29 protein-coding genes are annotated in these 24,119 nt (G+C 34.9%); 26 read left to right on the top strand and 3 right to left on the bottom strand.

From position 1 onward, the window contains the following. Positions 1-113 precede the first annotated feature (113 nt). A complete protein-coding gene (locus tag QD47_RS29965) occupies positions 114-785 on the top strand; it encodes a hypothetical protein (RefSeq protein ID WP_152643757.1) in 672 nt (223 codons plus the stop codon). Between the two features lie 183 nt (positions 786-968). Here the strand turns inward: QD47_RS29965 and QD47_RS03050 are convergent, their stop codons facing one another. Further along, the gene (locus QD47_RS03050; RefSeq protein ID WP_044644729.1) at positions 969-1,184 is read right to left on the bottom strand and encodes a helix-turn-helix domain-containing protein; all 216 of its coding nucleotides are present in this window, start codon (positions 1,182-1,184) and stop codon (positions 969-971) included. A gap of 175 nt (positions 1,185-1,359) precedes the next feature. Between QD47_RS03050 and QD47_RS32390 the strand changes: the two genes are divergently transcribed. From QD47_RS32390 to QD47_RS03030, 4 genes are all read left to right on the top strand, one after another. Continuing rightward, positions 1,360-2,010 (top strand): hypothetical protein, encoded by a 651-nt coding sequence (locus QD47_RS32390; protein WP_200893381.1) that lies wholly within the window; start codon positions 1,360-1,362, stop codon positions 2,008-2,010. 45 nt (positions 2,011-2,055) lie between these two features. Further along, positions 2,056-2,505, top strand: a complete 450-nt coding sequence (locus QD47_RS03040; RefSeq protein ID WP_082067096.1) for a hypothetical protein — start codon at positions 2,056-2,058, stop codon at positions 2,503-2,505. A gap of 86 nt (positions 2,506-2,591) precedes the next feature. Further along, a complete protein-coding gene (locus tag QD47_RS32385) occupies positions 2,592-2,918 on the top strand; it encodes a hypothetical protein (protein WP_044644728.1) in 327 nt (108 codons plus the stop codon). Positions 2,919-3,749: 831 nt separating this feature from the next. Continuing rightward, positions 3,750-3,974 carry a hypothetical protein gene (locus tag QD47_RS03030; RefSeq protein ID WP_044644727.1) on the top strand — a complete coding sequence of 75 codons (225 nt, stop codon included), beginning with the start codon at positions 3,750-3,752 and terminating at the stop codon, positions 3,972-3,974. A 76-nt stretch (positions 3,975-4,050) separates the two neighbouring features. Here QD47_RS03030 and QD47_RS03025 read toward each other — a convergent pair whose 3' ends face one another. Further along, complete coding sequence (locus QD47_RS03025; protein ID WP_044644726.1) at positions 4,051-4,788, bottom strand: hypothetical protein; 738 nt, start codon at positions 4,786-4,788, stop codon at positions 4,051-4,053. Positions 4,789-5,092: 304 nt separating this feature from the next. On the opposite strand from QD47_RS03025, the gene QD47_RS03020 reads away from it, so the two are divergent. From QD47_RS03020 to QD47_RS02920, 21 genes are all read left to right on the top strand, one after another. Continuing rightward, positions 5,093-5,728 carry a restriction endonuclease gene (locus tag QD47_RS03020; RefSeq protein WP_044644725.1) on the top strand — a complete coding sequence of 212 codons (636 nt, stop codon included), beginning with the start codon at positions 5,093-5,095 and terminating at the stop codon, positions 5,726-5,728. Positions 5,729-5,769: 41 nt separating this feature from the next. Then, entirely contained in the window at positions 5,770-6,702 is a 933-nt protein-coding gene (locus QD47_RS03015; protein WP_044644724.1) for a hypothetical protein, read from the top strand. 24 nt (positions 6,703-6,726) lie between these two features. After that, on the top strand, positions 6,727-7,131 hold the full coding sequence (locus QD47_RS03010) for a hypothetical protein (RefSeq protein ID WP_044644723.1): 405 nt from the start codon (positions 6,727-6,729) through the stop codon (positions 7,129-7,131). A gap of 34 nt (positions 7,132-7,165) precedes the next feature. Continuing rightward, positions 7,166-7,783: a hypothetical protein gene (locus tag QD47_RS03005; protein WP_235332169.1), complete on the top strand. Its 618-nt coding sequence runs from the start codon at positions 7,166-7,168 to the stop codon at positions 7,781-7,783. A 716-nt stretch (positions 7,784-8,499) separates the two neighbouring features. Beyond that, positions 8,500-8,973 carry a hypothetical protein gene (locus QD47_RS02995; RefSeq protein WP_044644721.1) on the top strand — a complete coding sequence of 158 codons (474 nt, stop codon included), beginning with the start codon at positions 8,500-8,502 and terminating at the stop codon, positions 8,971-8,973. 52 nt (positions 8,974-9,025) lie between these two features. Beyond that, the gene (locus tag QD47_RS02990; RefSeq protein WP_044644720.1) at positions 9,026-9,238 is read left to right on the top strand and encodes a hypothetical protein; all 213 of its coding nucleotides are present in this window, start codon (positions 9,026-9,028) and stop codon (positions 9,236-9,238) included. Positions 9,239-9,281: 43 nt separating this feature from the next. After that, on the top strand, positions 9,282-9,455 hold the full coding sequence (locus tag QD47_RS32380) for a hypothetical protein (protein ID WP_200893380.1): 174 nt from the start codon (positions 9,282-9,284) through the stop codon (positions 9,453-9,455). 34 nt (positions 9,456-9,489) lie between these two features. Then, positions 9,490-9,969 (top strand): hypothetical protein, encoded by a 480-nt coding sequence (locus QD47_RS02985; protein ID WP_044644719.1) that lies wholly within the window; start codon positions 9,490-9,492, stop codon positions 9,967-9,969. A gap of 31 nt (positions 9,970-10,000) precedes the next feature. Next, the gene (locus QD47_RS02980) at positions 10,001-10,513 is read left to right on the top strand and encodes a hypothetical protein (protein ID WP_044644718.1); all 513 of its coding nucleotides are present in this window, start codon (positions 10,001-10,003) and stop codon (positions 10,511-10,513) included. A 33-nt stretch (positions 10,514-10,546) separates the two neighbouring features. Further along, the gene (locus QD47_RS02975; RefSeq protein WP_044644717.1) at positions 10,547-11,158 is read left to right on the top strand and encodes a hypothetical protein; all 612 of its coding nucleotides are present in this window, start codon (positions 10,547-10,549) and stop codon (positions 11,156-11,158) included. A gap of 1,127 nt (positions 11,159-12,285) precedes the next feature. Beyond that, on the top strand, positions 12,286-12,903 hold the full coding sequence (locus QD47_RS02970) for a recombinase family protein (RefSeq protein WP_044644716.1): 618 nt from the start codon (positions 12,286-12,288) through the stop codon (positions 12,901-12,903). A 736-nt stretch (positions 12,904-13,639) separates the two neighbouring features. Beyond that, positions 13,640-15,013: a helix-turn-helix domain-containing protein gene (locus tag QD47_RS02965; RefSeq protein ID WP_044644715.1), complete on the top strand. Its 1,374-nt coding sequence runs from the start codon at positions 13,640-13,642 to the stop codon at positions 15,011-15,013. Between the two features lie 374 nt (positions 15,014-15,387). Continuing rightward, complete coding sequence (locus tag QD47_RS32900) at positions 15,388-16,485, top strand: WXG100 family type VII secretion target (protein ID WP_235332168.1); 1,098 nt, start codon at positions 15,388-15,390, stop codon at positions 16,483-16,485. 10 nt (positions 16,486-16,495) lie between these two features. Further along, positions 16,496-16,849 (top strand): hypothetical protein, encoded by a 354-nt coding sequence (locus tag QD47_RS02950; RefSeq protein WP_044644714.1) that lies wholly within the window; start codon positions 16,496-16,498, stop codon positions 16,847-16,849. A gap of 678 nt (positions 16,850-17,527) precedes the next feature. Continuing rightward, positions 17,528-17,749 carry a DUF5659 domain-containing protein gene (locus tag QD47_RS34020; protein WP_412177955.1) on the top strand — a complete coding sequence of 74 codons (222 nt, stop codon included), beginning with the start codon at positions 17,528-17,530 and terminating at the stop codon, positions 17,747-17,749. A 247-nt stretch (positions 17,750-17,996) separates the two neighbouring features. Further along, a complete protein-coding gene (locus QD47_RS02945; protein ID WP_235332167.1) occupies positions 17,997-19,685 on the top strand; it encodes a hypothetical protein in 1,689 nt (562 codons plus the stop codon). Between the two features lie 604 nt (positions 19,686-20,289). Further along, on the top strand, positions 20,290-20,580 hold the full coding sequence (locus QD47_RS02940; RefSeq protein WP_044644712.1) for a hypothetical protein: 291 nt from the start codon (positions 20,290-20,292) through the stop codon (positions 20,578-20,580). Between the two features lie 108 nt (positions 20,581-20,688). Continuing rightward, entirely contained in the window at positions 20,689-21,021 is a 333-nt protein-coding gene (locus QD47_RS02935) for a hypothetical protein (RefSeq protein ID WP_044644711.1), read from the top strand. 73 nt (positions 21,022-21,094) lie between these two features. Beyond that, positions 21,095-21,901, top strand: coding sequence for a hypothetical protein (locus tag QD47_RS02930; protein WP_044644710.1), 807 nt, complete (start codon positions 21,095-21,097; stop codon positions 21,899-21,901). Between the two features lie 769 nt (positions 21,902-22,670). After that, positions 22,671-22,850 carry a hypothetical protein gene (locus tag QD47_RS32375; RefSeq protein ID WP_044644709.1) on the top strand — a complete coding sequence of 60 codons (180 nt, stop codon included), beginning with the start codon at positions 22,671-22,673 and terminating at the stop codon, positions 22,848-22,850. Position 22,851: 1 nt separating this feature from the next. Next, a complete protein-coding gene (locus QD47_RS02920; RefSeq protein WP_044644708.1) occupies positions 22,852-23,454 on the top strand; it encodes a GNAT family N-acetyltransferase in 603 nt (200 codons plus the stop codon). 83 nt (positions 23,455-23,537) lie between these two features. On the opposite strand, the gene QD47_RS02915 is transcribed toward QD47_RS02920, so the two are convergent. Beyond that, entirely contained in the window at positions 23,538-24,113 is a 576-nt protein-coding gene (locus QD47_RS02915; RefSeq protein ID WP_044644707.1) for a hypothetical protein, read from the bottom strand. Positions 24,114-24,119 lie beyond the last annotated feature (6 nt).

The raw sequence follows: 24,119 nt of genomic DNA, 5'->3' as shown, positions 1-24,119 counted from the left end.
TAATTAAGAAGGGTAGTGAAAAAATAATGATTATTAATTGTAATTCATTTGAGTCCTCATTAGAAACCATATCTGAATATTATAATGTCTCGTCAGAAGAGATTCATAAGACTTTGCGTGATTTTGATATGGATGAATACTATAAAAAAAATAACTACGAGCAAACTGGGGACAGATGTTTATATAAGATATTCAATGAAAAATTTAGTGATAGAAGGGAAATTACAGAGATACACTGGTTTCATCTAACAAGAATGCCTTTGAATGAAAAATTCAAGGGAGCTATAAAACCATTGGGGGGTCAAATAGAACATTTATGGGAGTTCTTATATTCGTTGGCTAAAGGCTCCATCTCGGAGACCAACTGGAACGACTTTAAAAACACAATTTCTAATATCGGGCACTCTGGTTACCTGTACAAACTTAAAACATCTAATTCAGTGCATTGGGGACCATATGCTATGTTGATTAAGGAAGTTGCTTTTAGAGCAAGCGAGATAAGAAATCATGATTACCTTAAATCACCGGAAATAATCGAAGATATTTGTCATGCATTTGAATCAAGATATAAAGTAGATCTTCTTAAAATTTATTCACAAAGTACTGTTCCCTGTATAGTACATTTTAGATCAAACGATACCGATTACCATGTCATAGAACCAATTTTATTTTATCTTTACAAAGTAATTCACAATGAAAAGTTTTCTGTATACTCCAATACATGTTTTGATGGTGAAGGTAGGGAAGTACCTGCATCAGACGTTCTAAAAATTGAACTTGTATAATTCATTAGATATTTGGCTGAAATGTAGATTTTAAACTATCAACGTTTGTTCCTTTAGAGCCAAAATCCAGCTTTAAAATACCAATATCATAATGACTATGATATGCAACAAATAAGCCTAGATGACTAAACATGTCTAGGCTCTTTGCTGTGTCTATGTAGTTAAATTTAGTGGAATGTAGATTTATTCTTCTGTTTCCTCGAACTGCAACAATACAGATATATCATTAATATTTAATGCTTTTGCTATCCTAGTCAGCATTGCTAAATTAACTTCTTCACGAGCATTTCTACATAGCTCGGATATTGCAGCTTGTCGCACATTTGCTTTCTTAGCCAATTCCAATTGGGTAATTCCTTTTTCTTTCATTACTTCTTTCAATTTTATTGTTAATCTCATTAAATGGACATCCTCCAGATAAAAATCTATTGAAAAAATACGTACAAGCGGTTATGATTGATTTGTGCAAATTAACCGCCTGTGCGTATAGTGTTATTTTGCAAGGGAGTTTAAAGTACTTTCTTTGGCACTCGCTAGTGTCATTTTACCAATTTCCTGAGGAGGAAGATACCCAATGTCCAAAAAAGTTAATGAGATAACCATCATCGACATTGTACGCATGAATCAAGTATGGGAATCAGAAGAAGAAGCTGCTGAAAAAGAGCTACAATATTACCACATAACAGACGCTTTAAATCGCAAATGGCAAACTATTGGTCTGAATGTCTCAGACGCAATTCAAGTGTTTGAGCAAGGTAATGATGACAATTGGACTCGTATTATTGCGCCAGCACCGTACAATTCTAACTTGTCCATCAATGCCCTAATCAATATGCTCGATATTTCCCCTGAAGCTTGGCGTATCCGTAATGACATGCAAATCATCTTGAACACAGTTGAACGCCGCAATGAATATGTAAGTCGTATCGTCAATGTTAATCGTGAAAGTAGATTTCTTTTACTCCATCAAATGAAAGATGAATACCTCCAGCATGATCAACTGACAGATGAACACTTTATGCAATTGTACAGTGTAAATCCCGTGGAAGCTCTGACTATGTATTTCCTACAATCCATTGATATCATCGCATATTGGGAATGGCGTGACGCTGGAGGTAATGCTGAGAAGATTATCCAGTACAAACATGATGAACCTTTGATGCCTTTTATTCAGGCGATTGAGCGTGCTGAGGATGAAGCTATGAATATGGCTTGTGGCTGCTAATGTGTCACATGACACAATTATAAACCGAATGGGGAAGATACATATATGACAATCGCACTGAGAAAACTGCAACCAACTCAATCCACCACTAACAACAAAGAGGTGTCTGCCATGAACGCTGTATTTGAACAACTGCTGATCGAATTTGAAATCAAGCCTACAGCCGTTATCCTTATCGACCTGATGAGATTCCACCTTAAGTCTGTTTCACGTATGAACGAGTTTGCTAATCGGATGTTGTATGAAGATTCGCCTTTTTCCTTGATCGTGAAAATGTGGAAAGAAGATGTGAACGCACATAGCTATACTGATAAATTCACTTTCGTACATGATTACTATCGTGATAAGAAAGCCGCATTCGAAAAGTTGTTCCAAGAACCAGCGCATGACTGGAAGATGGAACGTTTCACATGTGATGATCCTGAACGCATTTATAATACCTACGTAGAGCAGGGCAAGTATTCTTCTATGACGAAAATTGCATTGTTCGCCTAACCGTACAAATGGCTGGTAAATACACAAACCATTCAACATATTAATCACCTAACAACGTATTAACAATAAAAAAGGAGGATATTTGCATGACACAAGTACCATTTCCAATGTCACAGCGTATAGAGATTGAACGTCGTTACTTTCCTAATGGTGTCAACGCTGCTCAAATTAATCTGCTGGATGATATAGAGAAACGATTAGCTGAAGCATACAAGGCTGGTTATGAACAAACATCTATATTCGGTTTCCATGAATGGTCAAACAATGTTGCTATGGGCTATGCAATCATGGCAATGGAAAGGTTGAATTTCTACGAGAAAGAGATTAAAAGTGTGATAGGCGCAATGTATCGTGTATTCGATGAGGTAAGTGTTCTGGAAGCAAAGGCACATTACAATAGCTCAGATTATTGATAAATCAGCCTATTTTACCTAACCGCAATTCATGCAACATCTTACCTCAAATCGTGCAATGTTCACCCTCAATTTATGCAAGAGTCTACCTCAATTCATGCTGCACGATTTGAGGTCTAGTTAGTAGTTCTTAGATCTTTATATCTTTAGATGTGTATATACAGTATTTAGAGCATGTCTGCGCTGGCGCTTATCCAACTCTTGGCTTCTGATTTTTTGTTGGTTGAGGTTAATGTTAATTTGACTTCTATTACTCAAAACACTGATTAATCTATTGATATAAAATTATTTGGTGTCTGGTTAATGGGAACGGTAGGGTACGAATGAATGAGGTTTGAATCATTGATTAAATAATACTAATTTTCATATAGCTATCATTCAAAAAATAAAGGAGCAATCGACATGTACAAAGCTGGACGGTTAATTAAAGGAAGACTGTATGTGAAAACGTGGAATAATGAATGGATCAATCTCAAGCTGCTGGTTCAGGCCAACGGAAAGGCTATGTAACATGGACATGGACTGGCTTGACTTAATGTATAGGCAGTTGGTTAAAGAGGCAGCAGGGAAGGATATAGAGCTTGAGAGAAGGCTGGAGATTAGGAAGCAACTCACTGTGATTCGACGCATGAAGAAGAAGCTGAAACAAGAGGGAATGTGTATATAGTTCAGGGAGCGTCAAATTTAGCCCCCCCTTTGATATGAATATAAGCGCCTAGGGATAGGTGCTTTTTTGTTAGCAATATTATAGTTCGTTGCTGATAAAAAAATGATGATGTATAATTAAACATAAATAGATATTTTTACAATACCACTAAAGGAGCTGAATTAATGAATAGAAGAGCGGCTGGAGTCTCATTTTGTTTTATAGCAACGATATTGTTTGTCTCTAGATATTTTATTGTAACAAGTGGTGTAGTAAACTACGCAGATGTACCTCTTAAAAGGGCATTGGTTCGATTGGGGGATTATGATATTTTACTTATATTAAGTATAGTATCTTTAATAATTGGAGTTATATACATTATTAAAGGTGAAATTGATAAGGAAAAATAACCGCTATACTTATTATGAACTATATAGGGAAACAATAAGAAAAGGAGGCATCCCTCTGTGGGCTACCTCCTTTAGGTTAATTAATAGGGGCAGTTTTAACAGTTAAGATACCATCTGTTTGATCATTAACTTTTCTGGCAATATATATCTCAGTGTAATTATTTGTTCTTACTGAACCATTCAATGAATAATATTCTTTCAAATAACCGAAAGATTTATCCATAATAGGCGTAAATTCAGCCCAACTCATATAATTAGGTCTTATAGTAGTGGTTGTTGTATCATTAAAAGTAGTGGTTTTAGACCAGCCACCTCCTAAAGTTCCTGTAACAGCATTTTTGTGCTCATACGAAAGATTAATATTGGCTTGCCATGTCTGACTTGTAGAAGAGGAAATTGCTCTTGTAGCATTATCTTGAGTGCGGTTATATACATATGGGGAAACACGTTTTCTAAGAGAATCCATAGGTACAGCAGATTTGAATGTGGATTGTTCATATCGCCAGTAGTATTCGTTAATTGCATTTGGTGTAATAGCGCCGTTATTTTGTGAATTTTTTTGGCTAGAATCTTTGTCTAATTCTAATTGTGCGCTCCTGTTTGCCTCTTCTTCCTGAGCTTTATAAGCTTGTAGCTCATCTTGGCTGAGTTCAACTAACCCATTGTCAGTTACACGATAAGCCTGTACAATTTCACCTTCAACTGCTGGTTTTGCTGATACAGAATCATTACTAGATGAGGCGTGTACACCTGTAGGGAGTAACATTAATCCAACTAAAAGCAGGCTTGAAAATTTTGCTACTAATTTCTTCATTTTTTTCCTCCTTTTTCAATATACAGCTAGTATATTTATTTTATATACTTATAGTCAACATGAAAAAGGAATTATAGTCCATATATACTATGTTTTTGATGCAAAAGAACTGGAAATTAAATGGTGAAAAATGAAAGTGAAAGATTTAATGAAGTTCTTTTATTGCTTGCAATGAATTAGGAAACAGTAAATAATTATACCGATGTATCTACTATGATTATCCAAAATATATGGGAAATTGTCCCTATCTGTTGTATTATAAGGTCGTATGAAAAAGAGTCAGAGCAGCTAAGGAGGAGCATTTTTGTCTATATTTGTGATAGCGTGTGTCGTTGCTGTATTGATTGCTTTGGTGCTGCTACGCTTATTTAAGAAGCCTAGAGTTCAGGAACCATATAAAGTAACGCAGGATATTGATCCTTACAAAATCGGCATTAACGAAATAGATCGTATGGAAGATGGCAAGGATTTTGAAATTTATTTGTGCAAGCTGTTCCTGTGTTTAGGCTATAGTGATGCGATTAAAACACAAGACAGTAGAGATTTTGGAACAGATTTGGTATTTACGGATAGAGAAGGCTACCGCAATGTCATTCAGGCTAAACGGTATGCAATAAGCAATCCTGTTGGTTTGAGCGCAGTTCAGGAAGTGTATAGCTCTATGCGATATTACAGAGCTAAGAAGTCCATTGTCATTACTTCAAGCAAATACACAATCTCGTGTGAACAGTTGGCCAGTTTTAATGGAGTGAAGCTGCTGGATCGCAATGATTTAATTGAAATGATTGAGCTATTCAAAGAACAACAGCACAGCAAAGTAAAAGATATTATCGAAGCAGAGCCTTACTTGAGTCTGGATTCATGGGACAACTATAGGAATAACAGTAAAGTGATTAAAAAGGATCGCAAGGCTGAAAAGCTTATCGCTTCAGGTAACTAGATACTGAAGACTTTTGAAGTAAATCATAAGGAGTGAACGAATTGAACTGGGATCAAAATGATCCGTATAAGGAATTTAGAAGGCAGCAAGCAGTAATACGTCAAGCGTTTAAAAACCCAGTTAGAGAATGGAAAAGGCAGCAACAAGCGCTAGAGAATGTATTAAATATTTCAATGAGAAAAATGATGAAACAACAAAGAGAGTTTAAGAGTTTAATGGAGAGTCCGTTTAGAGATTTGCAAGAGCAACATTTACAGTTGCTGAGAAATATGAAACCTATTGCAGATTATTTAAATCAGCAACAGGATATTATCCAAAGATCTTTTGGAACATTACCTAAGCTTTTAAAAAAGGCCTCTAAAGATTTTGAACAATATAAGAAGCTAATGATAAAACTGAATTTCCCCCCTCATCATGATATGGATTATAAAGATTTTAAAGGGATTTATGAATTTTATATCGCAAATGGCGAAGAAGAGGTGGAAGAAAAAATATATCAACTAATACTTAATAACTATTTTGACTCGAAAATTAAGTCTTATTATGAAAATTGGAAAACAATAGGTTGGTTAGACAAAAGGATAGCAATATTAGATGAATCAATTACTAATTATCTCGAAGGCAGATATCACAGTGCAATCTCAACATTATTACCGCAAATTGAAGGGATAATTATAGAAAGGGGCAATGTTACAGGTTATGTCTCTCAAAAGGAAATGAAAAGATTAGGTGAGGAAGTTCTAAAAGATACAGGTAGTTTTTCATTAGATGATGCGGTTAAACTTTTTTATATAGATTGTGTGTTGGATTCATTTAAACATGGTCAGATAATTAAGTCACCTTTAAGTAGACATGCTATCTTGCATGGAGCGGATACTAAATATGGGTATAAAATGAATGCTTTGAGATGTATTTTGTTTTTTGATTATTTAATTTTAAAACTCAATGGAGTAAATCGAAATTTAGATTCTTAAAATTAAAGAAAAGAGAATTAACATATGAATGTGGAAACAAAAAAAGCAAGATTTTTCAAAGAATTATGGACAGAATTTTCTAACGGGACTTCGTCGAATAAACTTGGAATCGTGAGTAGTTTGTTTACTGTATCGGGTGTATCTGGGGCTTTCTTTTACACAAATCTTTCGATAGGAAAAATATTAAATTTAGATCTTTTTCAACTTTCTATTCTATTTCTACTGACAACACTTTTAATAGTATTCTCATTACTAATTATCGGCGGTATGGTTTATGCATCAACTCCGAAGAATTTTAATTTGGATCTCTCTTTTTTATTTTTTGTTGTACTTATTTTAACGTGGGGTATGGGGCTAGCACTTCTATCAGTGATATTTGCATTTTATATGGAAATAATTGATTTGTTATTTAATAGATATGTTAAATGATTGATAAAAAAATTCTTTTATAGGAGATGTCTATATGAAGTTGTATATTGCTGGGATCAACCACAATGACCCTGTTTCAAGGACAGGGCTAATTCAATGGCTACACGAGATTAAAGCTGAAAACCAAACTAAGCCCGACTTTATTGCTTCAGAATGGGACGAAGAGGTATATACAAAGGTAGCTGCTCAAAGGCCATATCTTTCACAATTATTAGAAAAGGAGTGGCCAGATTTAAATCAAAAACAAATTGAATCTATCTCAAAAACATTGGCTTATGAAGGAGATAGCCACAAAGGTATCTTTGATAATGTAAATGTTCTATGGCTTGACGATTCGAGAGTCGTGGATCAAGAAGCTGTTGACAATTTTGCAAAACTGAGACTTCAGACTTTGAAAATGCATTGTAACAACGATGCGAAGTTTAACTTTATTGAAGAACTGAGTCGAAATTTAAAAAAGAGCGAGTGCTCGGATCTTCCGACTATAGAAAGAGATATTAAGTTTGCAAGCACAATCTTTGCTTATGTTGAAGAGAATAGATGTGAGTGGGGAATTATCATTGTCGGTTCTTTGCATGCCTCTGAAGAAGAGGGAACGATGAGAAATCAACTTGAGTACAAGGGTCACGAATGCATGGTTAAGCATTTTTGATTTCATATTTTGTAAATCAAATTAGTCTTTCATCAAGAGAGGCGAAGATTGACGAGTAATTCAGTGATGTGAGTTTAAGTGGGAATGGGGAGTTTAATTGAAGAAGATTTTCAAGAAGATATTTAAGCATCCAATCGGAATTGCTGTTTCTTCCGGTGTTATCAGCTCAACAATTAGTGCTCTTATAGTAGCCTACATAAAATCGGAATCCTTTATGAGTGCTTCTATAACGGTTTGGAAATGGGTCATATCATTGTTTCACTCAGTTTTGACCTTTGGTGTCCCTGTTTGGATGTTACTGTTAATTCTCATAATCTACTTCAAACTTATTAATCCGATATCAAATTCTTTTAATAAAAATAGTAGCCCTGATTTTCTGAATTACAAAAGTGATATCATTGAAGGAATCCGTTGGGAATGGGAATGGTTTAGTTATTATGGAAAATACAGCATTTCAAACAGAATAGACGCGGTATGTATTCATTGCAATGGATATCTTATAGACAATAGACACTCCTATCATATTAATACACTAGAATGTGAACATTGTGGTTTCAAAAAGAACTTAAGTGAATGGGAACATGAGGAATATCGCAATAAAATCAAACGGGAAATATTAAGACGAACACGGAATAAGTCAAACGAAAACTCTATGTAAACCGAATCTTTTATGGCAAAATAAATGTCAAACTTAAGTAGATACGCTTATATGGAGGGTGAATGACATAGATATTGAAAAAATAGATAATCCAACGTGGTCTGGAGAGATAAAAAGTATATTGGAAGATGTAGAAGATGGTATTTTTAACATTGATGCTGATGAAAATGACCAAATGGGGGCAGATTGGTGGTATTTGAAAATTAATGGTGAGATTGCTGGTCTTTTATGGATAGTATGTGAAGAAGACGAAATGTTTTATGAGGAACAAGCAGAAATCGCAGAAATTTCATTTTGCTTTAGGAAAGATTATCGTCGAAAAGGAATGTTAAATTCCTTAATTGAACAGGTAAGTAGTTTAGTGGTGAGTGATTATACAAAAGCCACACTAATATTGGCTGTAGTTAAAAAAACGAACCCTTTTTTAGAGGTTATTAGCAGAACACTACAAAAAAATGGATATCTTTATTCCGAAAATGGCAGAAATGTTTTGTTAGAGAAAGAGATTGGCAAATCAGAATTGGAGAAATAGTCTTAATGAAACTTTGTAAAATGTGAGATTTATCAGGGGAGGGGATATAAAAATGATGAGATTCATACTGAAAAGAACAATTGATCAGTGGGATGACGTAGAGCTTATTAGTGATATTGATAAAATAGTTGTTAAATCTGAATACATCAATTGGCTAGAAAAGGATGTGAACAAAGGTTCTTTCTCAGAATATTTATCTGACAAGTATCCAAGCCATGTTGTCATTGATTTAGATAATATAGAAGACTATTCAATTAAGGTTTAATTGAATGTGAAATGTAGATTTATAAAGAAAGGATTCTATATGAATGAAACCAAACGGCAAGATGAAAGAAGTGTTGAAATTAGTTATTGAAATCGAAAAGCTAATTGGTAGTGCTGAGTTAGTTATAGATAGTTCCGAACAATATAAAATTAGAAAGTTTTTGAATGAAGCAGAAGAAAAATGTCTCAAGATAAGAAATTTTTATGATCCAATGTAGTAAAATATGACTTTTAAAAGAGAGGAGAAGATCCATGAGAAAAATTCCAATCAGTAAATCAACCGATCCATTTTTTATGAACGAAAATGAAGTTAATTTGGCAGTTGCAGAATATCTCTTTCAAAGAGGAGTAGAAGTGAAAAACGTTCTAGTTGATAAAGAGACTGGAATAGATGTGCTTGGGCTGAAGATGGGCCAGACATTGATTATTGAGTCTAAAGGCTCTATGGTAAACAATCAACATGAATTTGTATTCGAGCATGGGCAGTTAACTACTCATGTTAGTCAACAAGTACATTATCTTATGAAGAAATATCAAAGTAAGTATAACAGCAGCATTTTGTTTATGGCTAATCCCGACATACCCAGAATACATAAGCGAGTTGATGAATTAGCGGAAGCGCTTGATGCCTTGGGAATAGTAAGGTTATGGGTTCAGAAGAACGGAGCAGTTAGGTTGGTGTATCCTGAGCAATTAAAAGAAGTTCTAGTCAAGTTGGAGTTAATTGAATGAAACAAATATTTCATTTGGGGGGACTTACATAATGAAAGAAATTAAATGGAAGAGCACTCAGAAAATCCAAAAAAAGATTACCGAGAGCAAAGAACAAAAATATTATAAGGTGGATTTAGGAATTCAAAAAGTTGAACCAAAGAAGATAGTAGCCCTCTCAAGACCTATCGACGATAGAAAATTGGAACGATTGCGTAAAAGTGTAAAGGACGATGGTTGGACGGATATAAACCCGCAAACAATTTTGTTGTGGAAACTACCCAATGGCGATTTAATTGTTGATGGCGAAGGAAATCATCGTGCTTATTACAGTAGAACAGAAGAAGTTAAAGAGATTAAGGCCGAGGTATCATTAATAATTGACTTGAGTAAATTAACTAAAAACCAGCAAGAAGGTGTGATCAATAGTAACTGTGCCTATCTTATAGCAAGAAACAATTATATAAATTCCGAAGGTGAGTCGGAAGATAAGGAAAAGATGGACTTGATGGTGGAGGCCGAAAAAGAAAGAAATAGGTTTCTTAAGTCATTGTCTTTGATATAAATCATACATTTTATCGCAAAGGAAGCGACGAGGGTGCTGAAATATAAGCAATATGGTAGATGGCAGCACATTTATTCTGGCAGTTATAAAGACAAGAATATCAATGAAGCAACGCATGGAAAGTATCTATTCTTCTCAAACGATAGAGGCTCACTGACTCAGATAGCTGAAACAGAAATAAGGCATAATGGATTCTATTGGGCCAAAGTAGTCGATGAACCTCAGACACCCTCAAGTGGTTATGTTTTGTGTTTGTACTGGAATGATGATTCAAGATTGGATGAGCTTAAAGAGAGATATCATGACAAAATTAAATGGAAATCCGACGAGGATACTCGAAACGGAAAGTACTCTGAAGGCTACTCTGCATATGATCTAATGGGAAGTGTGCCGTTTGACATAAAAGATAGACAGCTTTACGAGGACTATTATAGAACATGGTTCCATGACAACCGCCACGATGAAAAGTATGACTTTGATAAGATTCTTGATGAAGTACTAGATGAAGTCTGCGAGAACTTACCAGAGGAGTACTTAGCTAAAATGTCTCACTTTGACCTTTCGGTTCTATCAATAAAGAATAATCATCGCAAGGTGTATATTGAAGAGCTTGTAGAGGCGTATAAAGACTCAAAGGAAAGATGAAATGAAATTTGGTGAAAAGGTAATATCAATTAAAGGTGTTACTGTGTAGGCAGCAAATCGGATGAAATTAAATGTGAAAGTTGGACATTAATGGCTGAGGAGCAGGATTGAAAGTTTATAAGTCTACGAACAGTTTGGAAACCATCCGACGTCGTACGATTTGCCAATGGGCAAAATATTTGAGATGCTATCATTACCTGAATCGATTGATCGTCTGGAGTTTGTTAATCAAGAACACACTGTCCCATCGACTGGTGAACAGAAAACAGTGGATGAAATGACTGTGCGTGAGCTGTGTGAGATAAAGTTGGGTTTCTTCTATTTATATAGAACCAACTTGATAGAGTGAAAAAACATGAAAATATGTCTTCCACTCCGCGATTTTTGTTACGATTACGATACGTGTTTGCTGTTTTCAAAAACATAGATAAATAGAGGGTTTTCCGATTTTATATTTTAAACAATTTAATCTGTAAAAACTTAAATATCCTTTGATGCATCAAGCTTTTTTACACATTATTTCTCGATACCTACGATTGAAACCACGATGCAAAGCAATTCTTAACAAATCCCTTTATTTATCTATGTTTTAGTTGTTTTCTCGATGCAGCACGATGTAAATATATTCTCAGACAAATTCGAACCACGATGACTCAAAAAGCTATATGGAATATAGTATTTATGAGTATATGGTCAAATATTACGATTGAATTTCGATATGGGTGTCGATATAGGTTATCCTCTATAGTATGTCCAGAATTGGGCATACCCTTATAATGGTTGACACAGCGTCAACCTAATACACATATCGAGTTCGATATTTTCTAAGTTGCACATTGGGTTGGACGCTGTGTCCAACTATCCATATCAGTGCTAACCAACTTGGTTAATACTGTCTTGAAATTCAAGATGGTTATTTCAGACATGGTGAATTGATCCAGCAGAAAGACTTTAACTCTATGTCATAAAGTATACCTTTTGCAATAGTAGTCTGGTGTATGTCATAAGTGGTTATGATACATGTCAAATAGTATATAAAATATTTTGAAACATTTCATATATATAGATATACATTTTGACATATTTTTGCTATAATATAATCAATGACATAGCAAAGGATGATCCATATGAGTGAGATTAGACACTATGGTTACATAAGAGTATCAACGAAAGATCAGAATGAAGCTAGGCAATTGGAAGCAATGCAAGACTTAGGCATCATGGAACGTGATTACTTTATTGATAAGAAAAGCGGCAAGAATTTTGACAGACCACAATATCAGGCATTGAAGAGTGTAATTAGGCGAGGTGATATCCTGTTCATCAAGGAACTGGACAGACTTGGACGGAATGCAGAAGAAATCAAACGTGAATGGCAAGACATAACGCACGAGATAGGCGCTCACATTGTTATTCTGGATATGCCTATCCTTGATACTAGACAATATCATAATGGCTTAGAGAAAGTTATATCCAGTATTGTACTTGAACTGCTTAGCTACATGGCTGAACGTGAACGTGAGAAGATCAACGGCAGACAGACTGAAGGCATAGCAGCAGCTAAGAATAATGGCGTTGTGTTTGGTCGTCCTAAACAGGCAATAAGTGATGACTTCATTATGGTATATGAGGAATGGAAGGAAGGCAGCATAACAGCAGTTGAAGCAATGAAACGTGTAGATATGAAGCCTAACACGTTCTACCGTAGAGTTAAAGAATATGAACAGCAGCAACAAGTAGGATAAAATAATAAACATGTGTACACTACGTACACTGTTACAGCCTAGATGATTATGTCTGGGTTCTTTGTTATTAACATCCATATGTTGGTGAATAATTAAATGAGGGGGGTGTATTTACACCTAAAACGCCTATTTAATTTCCAGAATTGCCCCTAGCACATCCAGCTACACACTGAAGTTATTTTATAAGCGAACGATTCAGCTATTCGATTATTGTAATGACATGGTTACATCTTTACCGATACGGAAAATTTTCCGGAACGGGGGGGTATTTAAAATCAAATTAACATTCATTTTCCACAAATAATGGCATAGCACTTCCACTCCCCGACTTAGCCTATTTTTTGACTCAATAGCTTACACAAATTGTGGACGGTTGTTCAACTGCTCCACACATCAATTTTAAGGTGAATCTATAGATAAATTACAAAGGAAAATGAGTATCAATGTTCAATCAGGTAACTTTGTATGGTTTGAGTAGTACCGCTATTTTCTACTATAGATTATCAAGTATAGAACAAATCGCTTGGCTACATGATGATACCCTTAATCAAGAAATCTTTGAAAACTATCTGAAAAGGTATCTTAAGTAAATATCTGAGAGGTATATGATTTTGTTCCAAAAGATGGTACAATCATGAGCAATAAAACAAACCTATTTTACTACTTGTTTCTCAATTACATAATTTATTTTACTATGCATAATATGACGATTTTATGCTGAAAGGGTGGCTTATCCATGAAAATCACACCCACGATACGCACAGAAATTCAAACCTACCTGAGACGGAAAGGATTGAGTATGACCAAGTTTGGTCGCATTATTGATTTGAATGTAGGTACAGTTAGTAGCATTGTGACGGGCAATCGTACCATTTCGATGCACCAATTGGATCGCATCACATTAGGAATGGATTTACCACCGGATTATTTTTATGAACGTTACATTGAAGAGTGCATTATGGAAGAACCGCTGAACTGGAAAAGAATTAGTCCGTTCTTGTATCGCTGTGTGCAGTTTCGGCGCGTAGACTGTTTGCAAAAAGTAGTAAGTATACTACTGGATAAACCGAACTATCTCCATTATCTCTTTGAATTAGCTGAGGATTGTTATGAAGAAGGTTATCAGGAAGCAGCGGCTTACCTATACGAGAATATCGCTGAGGGTGAGAAGCAGCAACACTCCGAACGTCTAGCCACCTGTCAGTATCGTTTGTTTATGATTCAGGTTGGAGACGATCAAAACCGAAATCTCAAGGCAGCTACACGTTTTGAATCTTTTGTCGAACGGTTGGACGAAGTAGTACAACTTGATGCTCTGAAAGATTTGGGGAATGTGTACCGTTCTTTGCGTGAATGGGACAAGGTTGACGAAATGGCTAAAGCTTTGGGGATTAAAGCAGAGATTCAATACAAGTTGGAACTTCAGCAGCAAAAAACACAGAAAGAAAATACAAAAAAGCCGGTTTACCCTCTATTTGTGTACTGGGCATTTGCTCATTTAATTCAAGCAGAAGTCTGTGATGCTAAAAAAGACTATGCAACGAGCTTTAAGCATATCCAAAAATACGCTGATTTAAGTTGGGTAGAAGAAAAAGATGAAAAGACTCTAAAATGGAAAAATCAATTTAGGGAATGGGCAAGCGCTAATACTTATGTGAATAGGCTTATGTCAGGTGATTTAAGTGTACTCCCTGATTATGTAGCTTATTTTTCTACAAAGGAAGATGAAGTACTTTCAGCAATAGATAACATAGTTGAGGCGGCTAATCTGTATAATATAAATGTAGATCACATCCTTGAATTGTTTGAAGTAGAAATTCAATCTTTTTTGAATGAACAAAGTCAGGTAGGCGTATACACTAAACAAATTATTTCAGAACGCTTTATGCATTTTTCCAAGGAATTAGCAAATTACTATTTAAATAAAGGGATATATTCAGTTGGCTTTATTTTTTTATTAAGTTGTTTGGCAAAATCTACATTAATCAATAATAAATCGTATATAATTAAATGTGTAAAGCTGTATGAGTCCTATAAGCAGTATGCATCATCTGAGACGAAGGCAGCATACAGAAATTTGATTAATGAGGTGGATGAAGATGAAACGTAAAGTAATTCTAACCTTATTCGTGACCAGTTTTATGCTAGTAGCAGTGGTGACCACACCCACACAATTTCAAGACAAAGGATCTAGTTACGAACCAACAGGTCACCACGGGGGAATTTAATCATTCACATTGAGAAACAAGGCAGAACACTAAATCATATAATCAGTTTAGGAAGAGGTTAGATGGGATTGTCCGTCTAGCCTTTTTGATTTGTATGGCTGGAGCTTGCTAAATGTATTGTTGAGTTAGAGAGGATTTAAGTCTTTAGGCGTAGGTAGAAAGGTTAATCCTTCTCATAACAATTAGGAATTAAGGTCGTTTTCCATAAATTTGAATAGTGTTATTATGTCATAACGAACTCAAACAGAGGTATATTATGACAACCATTAAAGTGACACCTGAACAGCTTATATCCATTTCTAAGAAATTTAAGTTAGCACAGCAAACGGCAACTCAAATGAATAGTAATTTAGTACAACAAATTTCATCTATGGGGCAATTGTGGGAAGGACTGACTAAAGAACATTTTTACTATTCCTTCCAGATCTCTCAGAAGAATATGAATGACTTTGTTACACTTACGGACTCCATTGCTAAAGAACTACGCCACCATGCAGATAAATTTAGATTAGCTGATGTTGAACAAGGGAGTATGTCCTTAGCCAGTGCTGGTCTTCCTCCACTTGCCACTACGTTAGGAATGATGGCTACAAAAGGTTCTGAACAAGGCAAACCATCTTACAATTTTGATAAATATGACAAAAATCTTGTGGGGAATATGTGGATTCTCAGTAAAGACGGTAAGACAGATCAGGAAGCAGCAAAAGCAACCCTTGCCTACAATGAAGCACTCAAAAATGGGGACATCAAGATTAATAATGGATCAGATGATGTAGACATTAACTTGGTGCAAATGGAAGCCTTCAAAGAAGGATATAATCCTTGGACGGGAGAACAATTGCCTAGATGGCATGCCAACTTATTGGTTGCCAGCAGCGTATTTTCCAGCTTTGCGGCGATTGGGAGATATGGCGGTGGTCGTGTTAAAATCAATAGAGGTTTTAAACTTAAGTCGGGATCGTATAGGTTCTCAAAGACTGATTTGATTAAGGCTGCGGAAGCTGCTCATCCTGTTAAACCTAGCAAGTTACAAGTGAAAGTGACTGAGGGGACTGGTGATAGTAAGTTATCTACAAACAATTTGCCAAAAGATCCAAAAGAATTGATGAGTAGTGGATGGAGAGATGCGACACCGGAAGGTATGGCTAAAAACACTCAATCCAGAGAGTATATTGATCCTGAAACAGGATTGAAGGTAAGATTTGATCCGGGAAAACCGGGAGCAAATGGATTTGAAGGCAAAGACCATTACCATATACACAATCCAAATAGCACTGGAAAAAATGATTACTATTTAGATGTTGATGGAAACCCTGTACCAAAAGGCTCAAAAGCATCTCACATAGTACCTTAGGAGGATAAGAATGAAATCATCAGAATTTATCGAATCTTACACGCTTCATGATAGCCTTGTAGAAGATATATTATATGATAAAGAAGAGAAACACCTGAAATTGACGTTAGAATTGTGTCAGTGGAAACAGCCTAATTATATTGAAACAGAACCAGAGATGCAGCTTGGTATTCTAAAATTTACCGAAGTGGTATTCTATGAAATTCAACCTGATAATTATTCATTAGATAGTAATGAAATATTAGAGGTTGAATTAGTTGCATCTGACAGCAAAGAGGAGCGTATAAAAATTATTCTTAATGGTGAGGAAGATGTAGTGGTATTAATTGTTGAGGCTGCTGAGGTCTCTTGGAATAAATTATAACTTCTGTGAATTTACTTTTTCAACTAAGCTCACTTCTTAAAATGGGAGTGAGCTTTTTCATAGCTAGCCTATAAGAATAAGGGGGATGATATTTGCATACACCATGCTTCAAACCGTGACAAATTGTTGTACTTGGATAAGCGATCAGAGCGCCCGATAAAATGGCGAAATGTCCATCTGAAAGACATTGCAGAATCTATTGGCGAAAATGAATAGAGTAGGATCAATTAGACTGAAATAATAGCGGATCAAATTTATTTCTTCATTATAAGTATCTCTGATTGTACTTGCTGGTAAAACGTAAGTTTCCTCCAATATCTTTTTTTTGAAAAATATTCTTGACAGTATTGTAGGACGGTGCTATATTATAAACACACCATTTGAACGTAGCGAATTCAGTTGGAATCACAAAGAAAAGGAGACGCAAAATGAAGCGAAGATGAAACGGGATCAAAGGGAATGAAAGTTAAGTAGTAGACAATACATATGCATTACCACGAATACAATCAACAAAGTAGATTTACAACACAGTAAGTAGATGAGATGAATACTAGATTAGATAGAAGAAATGAAATTATTTTTAGGATTGGCAACTTAATATTGTTTTATTTTTTCTTTCTGATATGAATCGTTAAGTTTATTTGTTGTGTGATCTTTGAAAACTGAAAAACAACGGGAGTGGTCTATATATCTAAGGAGACAACTGTCATTCATTCGCGCAAACTATCTCTTTACCTTCAATTAAAGGGATTTATGCTGGTTGCGATTGGTGATGATTTAAAGAGTGACAGGAATGTTTATTTGTTTTGCTCTAGTGAACGCTTACAACAGGCAATGGCAGATTATAAAACCGATCATGAGTTTCATGAGTATGCCAGCAGAATGCCAGTAAGGGGCTAAACTAATACATTCCAATCGTTCTATTCCAACATTTTCTGACGTTTATGGTGAGAAGTATACAAATAAAATTTTAAATATGAAACGGAGGATTTTAGATGGTGAAACAGACCCGAATACATTTGTGGTCATTGATTTGGAGGCTTCATTAGGGAAGTCTGTGGAAACAAATAAGATTTTGAGAGACTATATAGAGTCCTATCAGTTTACAGGTATCAATTATGGGCAACCACACAGGAAGTTTCTGTTGGTGAAGCGGTTTGCTAAGGACGTTGAAGATTCAGAAGAGTACATAGGTGAAAATGTAGACAGATTGTACCAAGGATTTGGAGACAGTAGCGTACGAATTATAGGCAAAGGTCAGCATGTTATTGGGATTACAAGTGAAAGTTGGCAGAAGCATTATCGCCATAATCTTGAGGTTGTACGTGATTCGGATGTTCTCATTATTACGCATTCACGCTATAAAATGCTGTGTGAAGATGATGAATTGAGGCAATCGTTCACAGAGGGCAGACATACACAAATTATAGATGAACGTATCGACTTTGATATTGCCAGTTTCAGTAGGTCGGAGTATAATAATCTATTTTCTATTTTACCGCATACTCTTCATCCCTTGTTGTATGATGCGACCAAAGGCTTGCTTGATCAGGTTAATGCATGTGAGCGAATGAAGACGAGTGAAGGGAAAAAGCTCTCAAGCACAGGGATCATAAGGTGTCATCCCAAAATAGATAGCTTGGAGCCTGTCTATGAGTTGTGTAATGTCATAAATAAAAACAATGCAGAGATTATCCGTGACAAAGGATTACCAGTCTATAATAATCTCAAAGGCATCGTACAAAAACTAGAATTATTTTATAAAAACACATGCTATTATAATTATCATTCGCTCAGTACATATAACAGAAAGCACAGATTGTTTTGTCTAGACAACAATGTAATACTAGACGCTAACGGGCAGATAGATCACCTATACGGTGTGAAGAACGGGAATATCAAATTTATTTTGGATAAACAATCCAAGCTTATTGACCATTCAGGCTCAACGATAACGCACATTAAATGCAGCACCAGCAAAACCAGCATTCATAAGAAGCTGAACACTGAGACAGGCAACAATGGTTATTTCGAGAAAGTATCAAATTTCATTAAGCGTAACTTTAAGCTTGATAAGCGCTATTTGATTGTCTTACATAAGGAGTTCGTGTTATCTGCTAACGGTGATGAAGGTGATTTTATTCGTCAACTCAGACAAATTGAATTCACGGATATTGCCATAGGGGATGAATATAATGGCGAATCTATATCGGTTAACTGGTATGGGAATCTAATTGGAAAAAATACTTGGCGTGACTTTGACTGTTGCTATTTGCTTGGTACACCTAATTCACGGTTTGAGGCCCATGTAATACATTTATGCCAATACACGGATAGGCATGATTGGAGAATTGGATTTGGTGTTGTTAAGAATGGGAAAACTAAGTCTTTCAAAAATGCTGACCTAGAGAAAATTAGGCAATCCACAATCATATCTGATATGTATCAGACAGTGAAACGGGTACAACGCAATCCCAAACCTCAAGCAGAAATATATATTGTGACAAATGAAGAAGAGGTTTATGGAGGGGTAGCCAAACAATTGAAACATATCAAGATAGCCAAACCAATCCTATTAGCTGTAGATGATTTTGTTAGCAGACATGAATTAAATGGTGTTTCAGGATCATCAAATGAAGATACAATGACAGAGAAAATTGTTGATTGGTTACTTAAACAGCCACCGGGAACGTATCTAAAGAAAGATATTGGTAAGCAATTCAATATTTCCAGCACTAATTTTGCAAGACACTTTAATAAAGATTTAATTCTCGTCCAAACGTACATAAACACAAAGCAGATTCGAATTGAATACCGCTCAATCATTAGATTGTGATCTTTCAACTACTTATGCGAGGGAAGGATATTGGAGAAAACATTTCCAATACCTTGTCTCTCCTCATACGAGGATATACTAATTGAGATTCTTGAACTTGTCAGATATTAATCTATCCAATCTCCCTATATATAATATATAGAAATTTGACGAGATTGATGAAAAACTCAATGTTTACCTATGCTTTTTGCACATTTAATTTTGTAAGTTATAGTCAAAAACATGCCTTTTTCGCCTATATTTCGATCAAACTCTTGAATACACTGACGAGATTGGTGAGATGTAAAAATTGGTTTAATTATCTGAGTCGTTTGATTTGGATAAGGTTAACAGTGTATGAGATGAACAATGTGGCGTATGCCATGCTGTAAATGTTAGAACACGACCCGATAAGGGGAGTTTTCTAATCGTTACCCGTTGCAGAAGTAGCAAATAGATTGATTGAATTAATTAGATGCACGTCTAATTAGATGATGAAGGCACGGAAAATAAAAAAAGTATAACAAACCTTAACGATTTATTTCCTTTGTCATATGCTTAAAGTAGGAGCCATAAAAGTAGCAACAGAATTAACACCAATACATATACGAGGAGAAAATATGAGATGAATAAATTTAATGAGGCTTTTGATAACGCTGAAAAAGTACTTGAGAAAGGTGTCGATTTGATGTGTAGTTCTCATTTAAAGACAAAGAAGAGCCAGCAGATGATTAGGGAATATGTAGAGGAGGTCAAAAATACTATTCAAGCTATGACAAGAGCGCATATTAGTGATGTTAAAGAAATAACCGATGATACCACTAAAAGGCTAGATTCAATGCGCTCTAGCCTTGACATGGCTAGTTTAAAAATCAGCGAAATTGAGGGTGTACATTCGCAAACGATTGTTCATTGAATGAAGTGGCTTGAAAGGGGTGATGTGGATTGAGCTAGTGTTGGATTGTCTTCACATGAAATACAGCCAGAATTATATAAAATAATACATATAAAAAGGAGCGATTAAATGAATAATACAGTTGAAATTCCTGTTAAAATGCAGGTCGATGCTGGTGTGATGTATGAGAAATTCCTGGGAATTATTGAAACAACAGAAGATGTTATGCAAAAGGCAGACTTTTCTATTAATGATGAATTGCAAATGCTACGCAACAAAGGGAAACAAGTGGCAGAAAGCATGACCGTTCAATTGAAGAAGATGATTAAAGGATCAATTGATTTAAATTTAACTCTAAACGACTTGGAGAATTTTACAGGAGTTTTTGATAAATATATTGATGAACAAGAAAAGCTCATAGATGATTACTTAGATTTAATGAATAAATTTTGTAGAAAATAATTTAATAGGTTGAGAAGTAAAATCAAATAATAGATCGGTTATACCAATACATATTTAAAGGGAGAAAGTAGAAATGGACAAAAACTTTGAGATTAAACAAAAGCTCAACGAGCTTGATGACTGTATGATGCAGATGATTAGTGCTTTTGAGGATTTAAAGGCAGATCGTAAGTTCACAGTGTCTCAATCTGGTTTAATCAGAACATCCAAGGAAGCCGTAGAATTAATGACAGATGTATCTTATAGAATACCAAAAATAAAGACGACTAGCGCTATCATTTATCTGAATAATATGGGTAATAAAGTTAATCAATATGAAAGAGTTTTTAGAAAGGCATCAAATGAAGCTAAACGTATTTGTACATATATTCGTGATAATTTGGATGAAGTAACCAAACAGGTTAAGAATGATTTTGAAAATAAGAAGGCCATGATGCTTGAGATTGATTCCAGTTTAAAGGAAGCTTTTGAGAAGAATTATCCTAGCCTACAACACTATATAATCTTTTTCGATATGCACCCTCTTACGAAAGACGAATTCCTTGGATTGTTTTCCTTCAATCGGGATAAAGATAGGGACGATTGGAGCAGATTGAACTATAAAGGAACGATTGAAGCAATTGAGGATTTGCCAGATGTAATTGATGGAAGTGCATTCTTAGATTTTGCTGCTACAGATAGTGTTTTATTGAATGACAGTGCTGTATCGGGATACCTCATGCATGAATGTATTAAATTGATGAAGCAACAGGGCTTTGACGTTCTGGATATGGTTCAGGAGATCATTGGCAAGCCGCTACCATCATTCACAAGTACAGTGGACGAGTTTGGGAATATCACAGACATGAAAATGAATAAGCCAAATTTAAAATTAGTTTAAATAGATAAAAAGCTTATAATATGAGATTTTGATATATTGGGGAGGTGATGCGCTTGATTGGTTAGCGTGTTTGGACACAACGACCTATAGTATCCTTTACATATTCCTTTCTTATGTAAAGTTGATTGGATCGTAGCCGACTTCTTCTAGCTGTTTTATATTCTTTAATGAGGTGTTTATTATGGAAGGTAAAAAATTTGTTCTCATGCTTTTACTTTTTTGCTTGTCGTGCATGATAGGACTAATGGCTTTAATCTACGGATTCATCTGGCTAGTATTCAATGGATAGTTTATAAAATTGGCATTTTAACATTAGTGGTTGTATTAAAAAGCTACCAGCAGAGTGAGCATGTACATAAAAGTAGCTTCAGACGAACGTAAAGGCTGTGTTAAGAAAGTTTAGAGTTAGGTTAGGAATCCTAAAAATTATGTATAAGAATAAAAGAATTCACAAACTAATTGATTGTTAGATATTTTGTCTTAAAATTAGTCCAAAACTTAATGGATTTGATTGACTCCAAGCTCCTATTTCTAGGCGTTTTTCTTTCCAACTTTTTTGTGACTTATTTTAACTTGAAATATACCTCAAAGTATCGTCTATTTTCAGACGAAAATCGTACCATTTTTTCTTCGTTTCACGTAGCATATAACACGTGCAATATGATACAATGAAATTCAATAGAGTTTACTTAGTAAACCTATTAAACATATTTTCTTGTTTTTCGTCATATATATCTTCTATCTAAGTTGATAGGAGATGACATGAAAAGTGGACAAAAGAAAGAAGGGAAAAAAGATGGCTACTCAAATGGCTGCGACCCCGACACTGTACGGACGTGATGCACAAAGATTGCTTAAATCACTCGAAAATAAACCAACCGAAAAATCCAGACAGAATGCCCTTAAACTTAAAGAATATTTTAAGTCTTTTGAAGGAAAAGGAAAATAATATGTCTTATGAAGGATATACTATAGATAGGCTATCTGAGGATGATTTAGATAACCTATCTAATTTTGATTGTATCAATGAAGATGAATATCGTTCGATCCATAACAGAAAAAGAAAAGAGCTTCGTCGCCATTCGGAAGACATGAATAAATTCTTAGCGGACGAATCTTTAGCTGAACAAGCTGAAGGTTATAACACAACTTTTTTAGCTAAAAACAATGATGGAGTTATTATAGGTTACTTGTCTTTATGTGCTGATGGAATTCGACTTAATTATTCAGAAAGAAATAACGGAGAAATTGGCTATGAGATTTTTCCTTCCGTAAAAATAGCTAGATTGGCGGTACATAAGAACTTCCAAAAGCAAGGCATTGGTAAATGGCTAATACAGTATGCTATTTTAAAAGCATTCGATATGAGAGAACAAATTGCTGGAGTCAAATTTATTACTCTCGATTGTTTTCCACATAGATTAGCGTTCTACACTAATGAACGTATAGGATTTGTGAAAAATCTAGAAATACAAAACGGAAATACTGCGGGTAACATCATAAGTTTACGCCTAAATATTGATGAATATTTTAATAAGTTGGATATTATTTAGTCCATTTATAAATATCTATATATTTTTCTATAGATAAAATCCCAACTCTTCTACCTGAAGAATTGGGATTTTACTTTTTTATCTTAATCTAAAGAATCATCTTTCTCTTTTTCTTCAATTATTCGGTCAATAAGATTTTTGTGAAGCTCAACAATTTTTGATTTTCTGTCATGAATTAAGCTTGTGCAAATGAATAAGAGGGCTACAAAAAGAGTAATAAGCAAGATGCTTGTTACGTTATTCTCAACAATATTATTGATTACTTTAATGAAATTCTCAATGAGAGTAGGAGTATCATTGTTATCAGATTTATTAATCCTCATTTGAAATAAAGTGCTGTTAGACGTTAAAAGAAATAGAATAATAAAGGTGAATAGAGGGTAGATCAGCTTTATAAAAGAATCTATAAGGATTAAAAAGAAATTACTTTTGGGGGTGATATATTCTAAATAATCTTTATGAAGCTTCAAGTCATAGGGTGCTTCACTTTGATATGCCTGATACAGCAATTTGGTTTTTCTGTAATTATAAAATGTGGATTTAGATTTAAATTTCTGTTTGATTGGTTGTATAAGTGTCTTTTCAAAACTGTCGAGAACATTAATGTCAATTATAATCAGAATAATGATTGTGAGAATTATCCAAGCAGTAAATGTCATATAAAT

The organism is Paenibacillus terrae, assembly GCF_000943545.1.
In the GTDB taxonomy this organism is placed as follows: domain Bacteria; phylum Bacillota; class Bacilli; order Paenibacillales; family Paenibacillaceae; genus Paenibacillus; species Paenibacillus terrae_A.
The sequence above is the reverse complement of the archived record's forward strand: the minus strand, read 5'-3'. Positions and strand labels throughout refer to the sequence as shown.

Bases quoted from the DNA above. Each gene is read 5' to 3' on its own strand.
- QD47_RS32385 (WP_044644728.1), top strand. From the start codon at position 2,592: ATGACACAAGTACCATTTCCAATGTCACAGCGTATAGAGATTGAACGT.
- QD47_RS02970 (WP_044644716.1), top strand. From the start codon at position 12,286: ATGAGTGAGATTAGACACTATGGTTACATAAGAGTATCAACGAAAGAT.
- QD47_RS32380 (WP_200893380.1), top strand. From the start codon at position 9,282: ATGAAACCAAACGGCAAGATGAAAGAAGTGTTGAAATTAGTTATTGAA.
- QD47_RS02965 (WP_044644715.1), top strand. From the start codon at position 13,640: ATGAAAATCACACCCACGATACGCACAGAAATTCAAACCTACCTGAGA.
- QD47_RS32900 (WP_235332168.1), top strand. From the start codon at position 15,388: ATGACAACCATTAAAGTGACACCTGAACAGCTTATATCCATTTCTAAG.
- QD47_RS03010 (WP_044644723.1), top strand. From the start codon at position 6,727: ATGAATGTGGAAACAAAAAAAGCAAGATTTTTCAAAGAATTATGGACA.
- QD47_RS03025 (WP_044644726.1), bottom strand. From the start codon at position 4,788: ATGAAGAAATTAGTAGCAAAATTTTCAAGCCTGCTTTTAGTTGGATTA.
- QD47_RS02920 (WP_044644708.1), top strand. From the start codon at position 22,852: ATGTCTTATGAAGGATATACTATAGATAGGCTATCTGAGGATGATTTA.
- QD47_RS02930 (WP_044644710.1), top strand. From the start codon at position 21,095: ATGGACAAAAACTTTGAGATTAAACAAAAGCTCAACGAGCTTGATGAC.
- QD47_RS32390 (WP_200893381.1), top strand. From the start codon at position 1,360: ATGTCCAAAAAAGTTAATGAGATAACCATCATCGACATTGTACGCATG.
- QD47_RS02980 (WP_044644718.1), top strand. From the start codon at position 10,001: ATGAAAGAAATTAAATGGAAGAGCACTCAGAAAATCCAAAAAAAGATT.
- QD47_RS03005 (WP_235332169.1), top strand. From the start codon at position 7,166: ATGAAGTTGTATATTGCTGGGATCAACCACAATGACCCTGTTTCAAGG.
- QD47_RS03050 (WP_044644729.1), bottom strand. From the start codon at position 1,184: ATGAGATTAACAATAAAATTGAAAGAAGTAATGAAAGAAAAAGGAATT.
- QD47_RS02985 (WP_044644719.1), top strand. From the start codon at position 9,490: ATGAGAAAAATTCCAATCAGTAAATCAACCGATCCATTTTTTATGAAC.
- QD47_RS02950 (WP_044644714.1), top strand. From the start codon at position 16,496: ATGAAATCATCAGAATTTATCGAATCTTACACGCTTCATGATAGCCTT.
- QD47_RS03040 (WP_082067096.1), top strand. From the start codon at position 2,056: ATGACAATCGCACTGAGAAAACTGCAACCAACTCAATCCACCACTAAC.
- QD47_RS02990 (WP_044644720.1), top strand. From the start codon at position 9,026: ATGATGAGATTCATACTGAAAAGAACAATTGATCAGTGGGATGACGTA.
- QD47_RS02915 (WP_044644707.1), bottom strand. From the start codon at position 24,113: ATGACATTTACTGCTTGGATAATTCTCACAATCATTATTCTGATTATA.
- QD47_RS02935 (WP_044644711.1), top strand. From the start codon at position 20,689: ATGAATAATACAGTTGAAATTCCTGTTAAAATGCAGGTCGATGCTGGT.
- QD47_RS02940 (WP_044644712.1), top strand. From the start codon at position 20,290: ATGAATAAATTTAATGAGGCTTTTGATAACGCTGAAAAAGTACTTGAG.
- QD47_RS03030 (WP_044644727.1), top strand. From the start codon at position 3,750: ATGAATAGAAGAGCGGCTGGAGTCTCATTTTGTTTTATAGCAACGATA.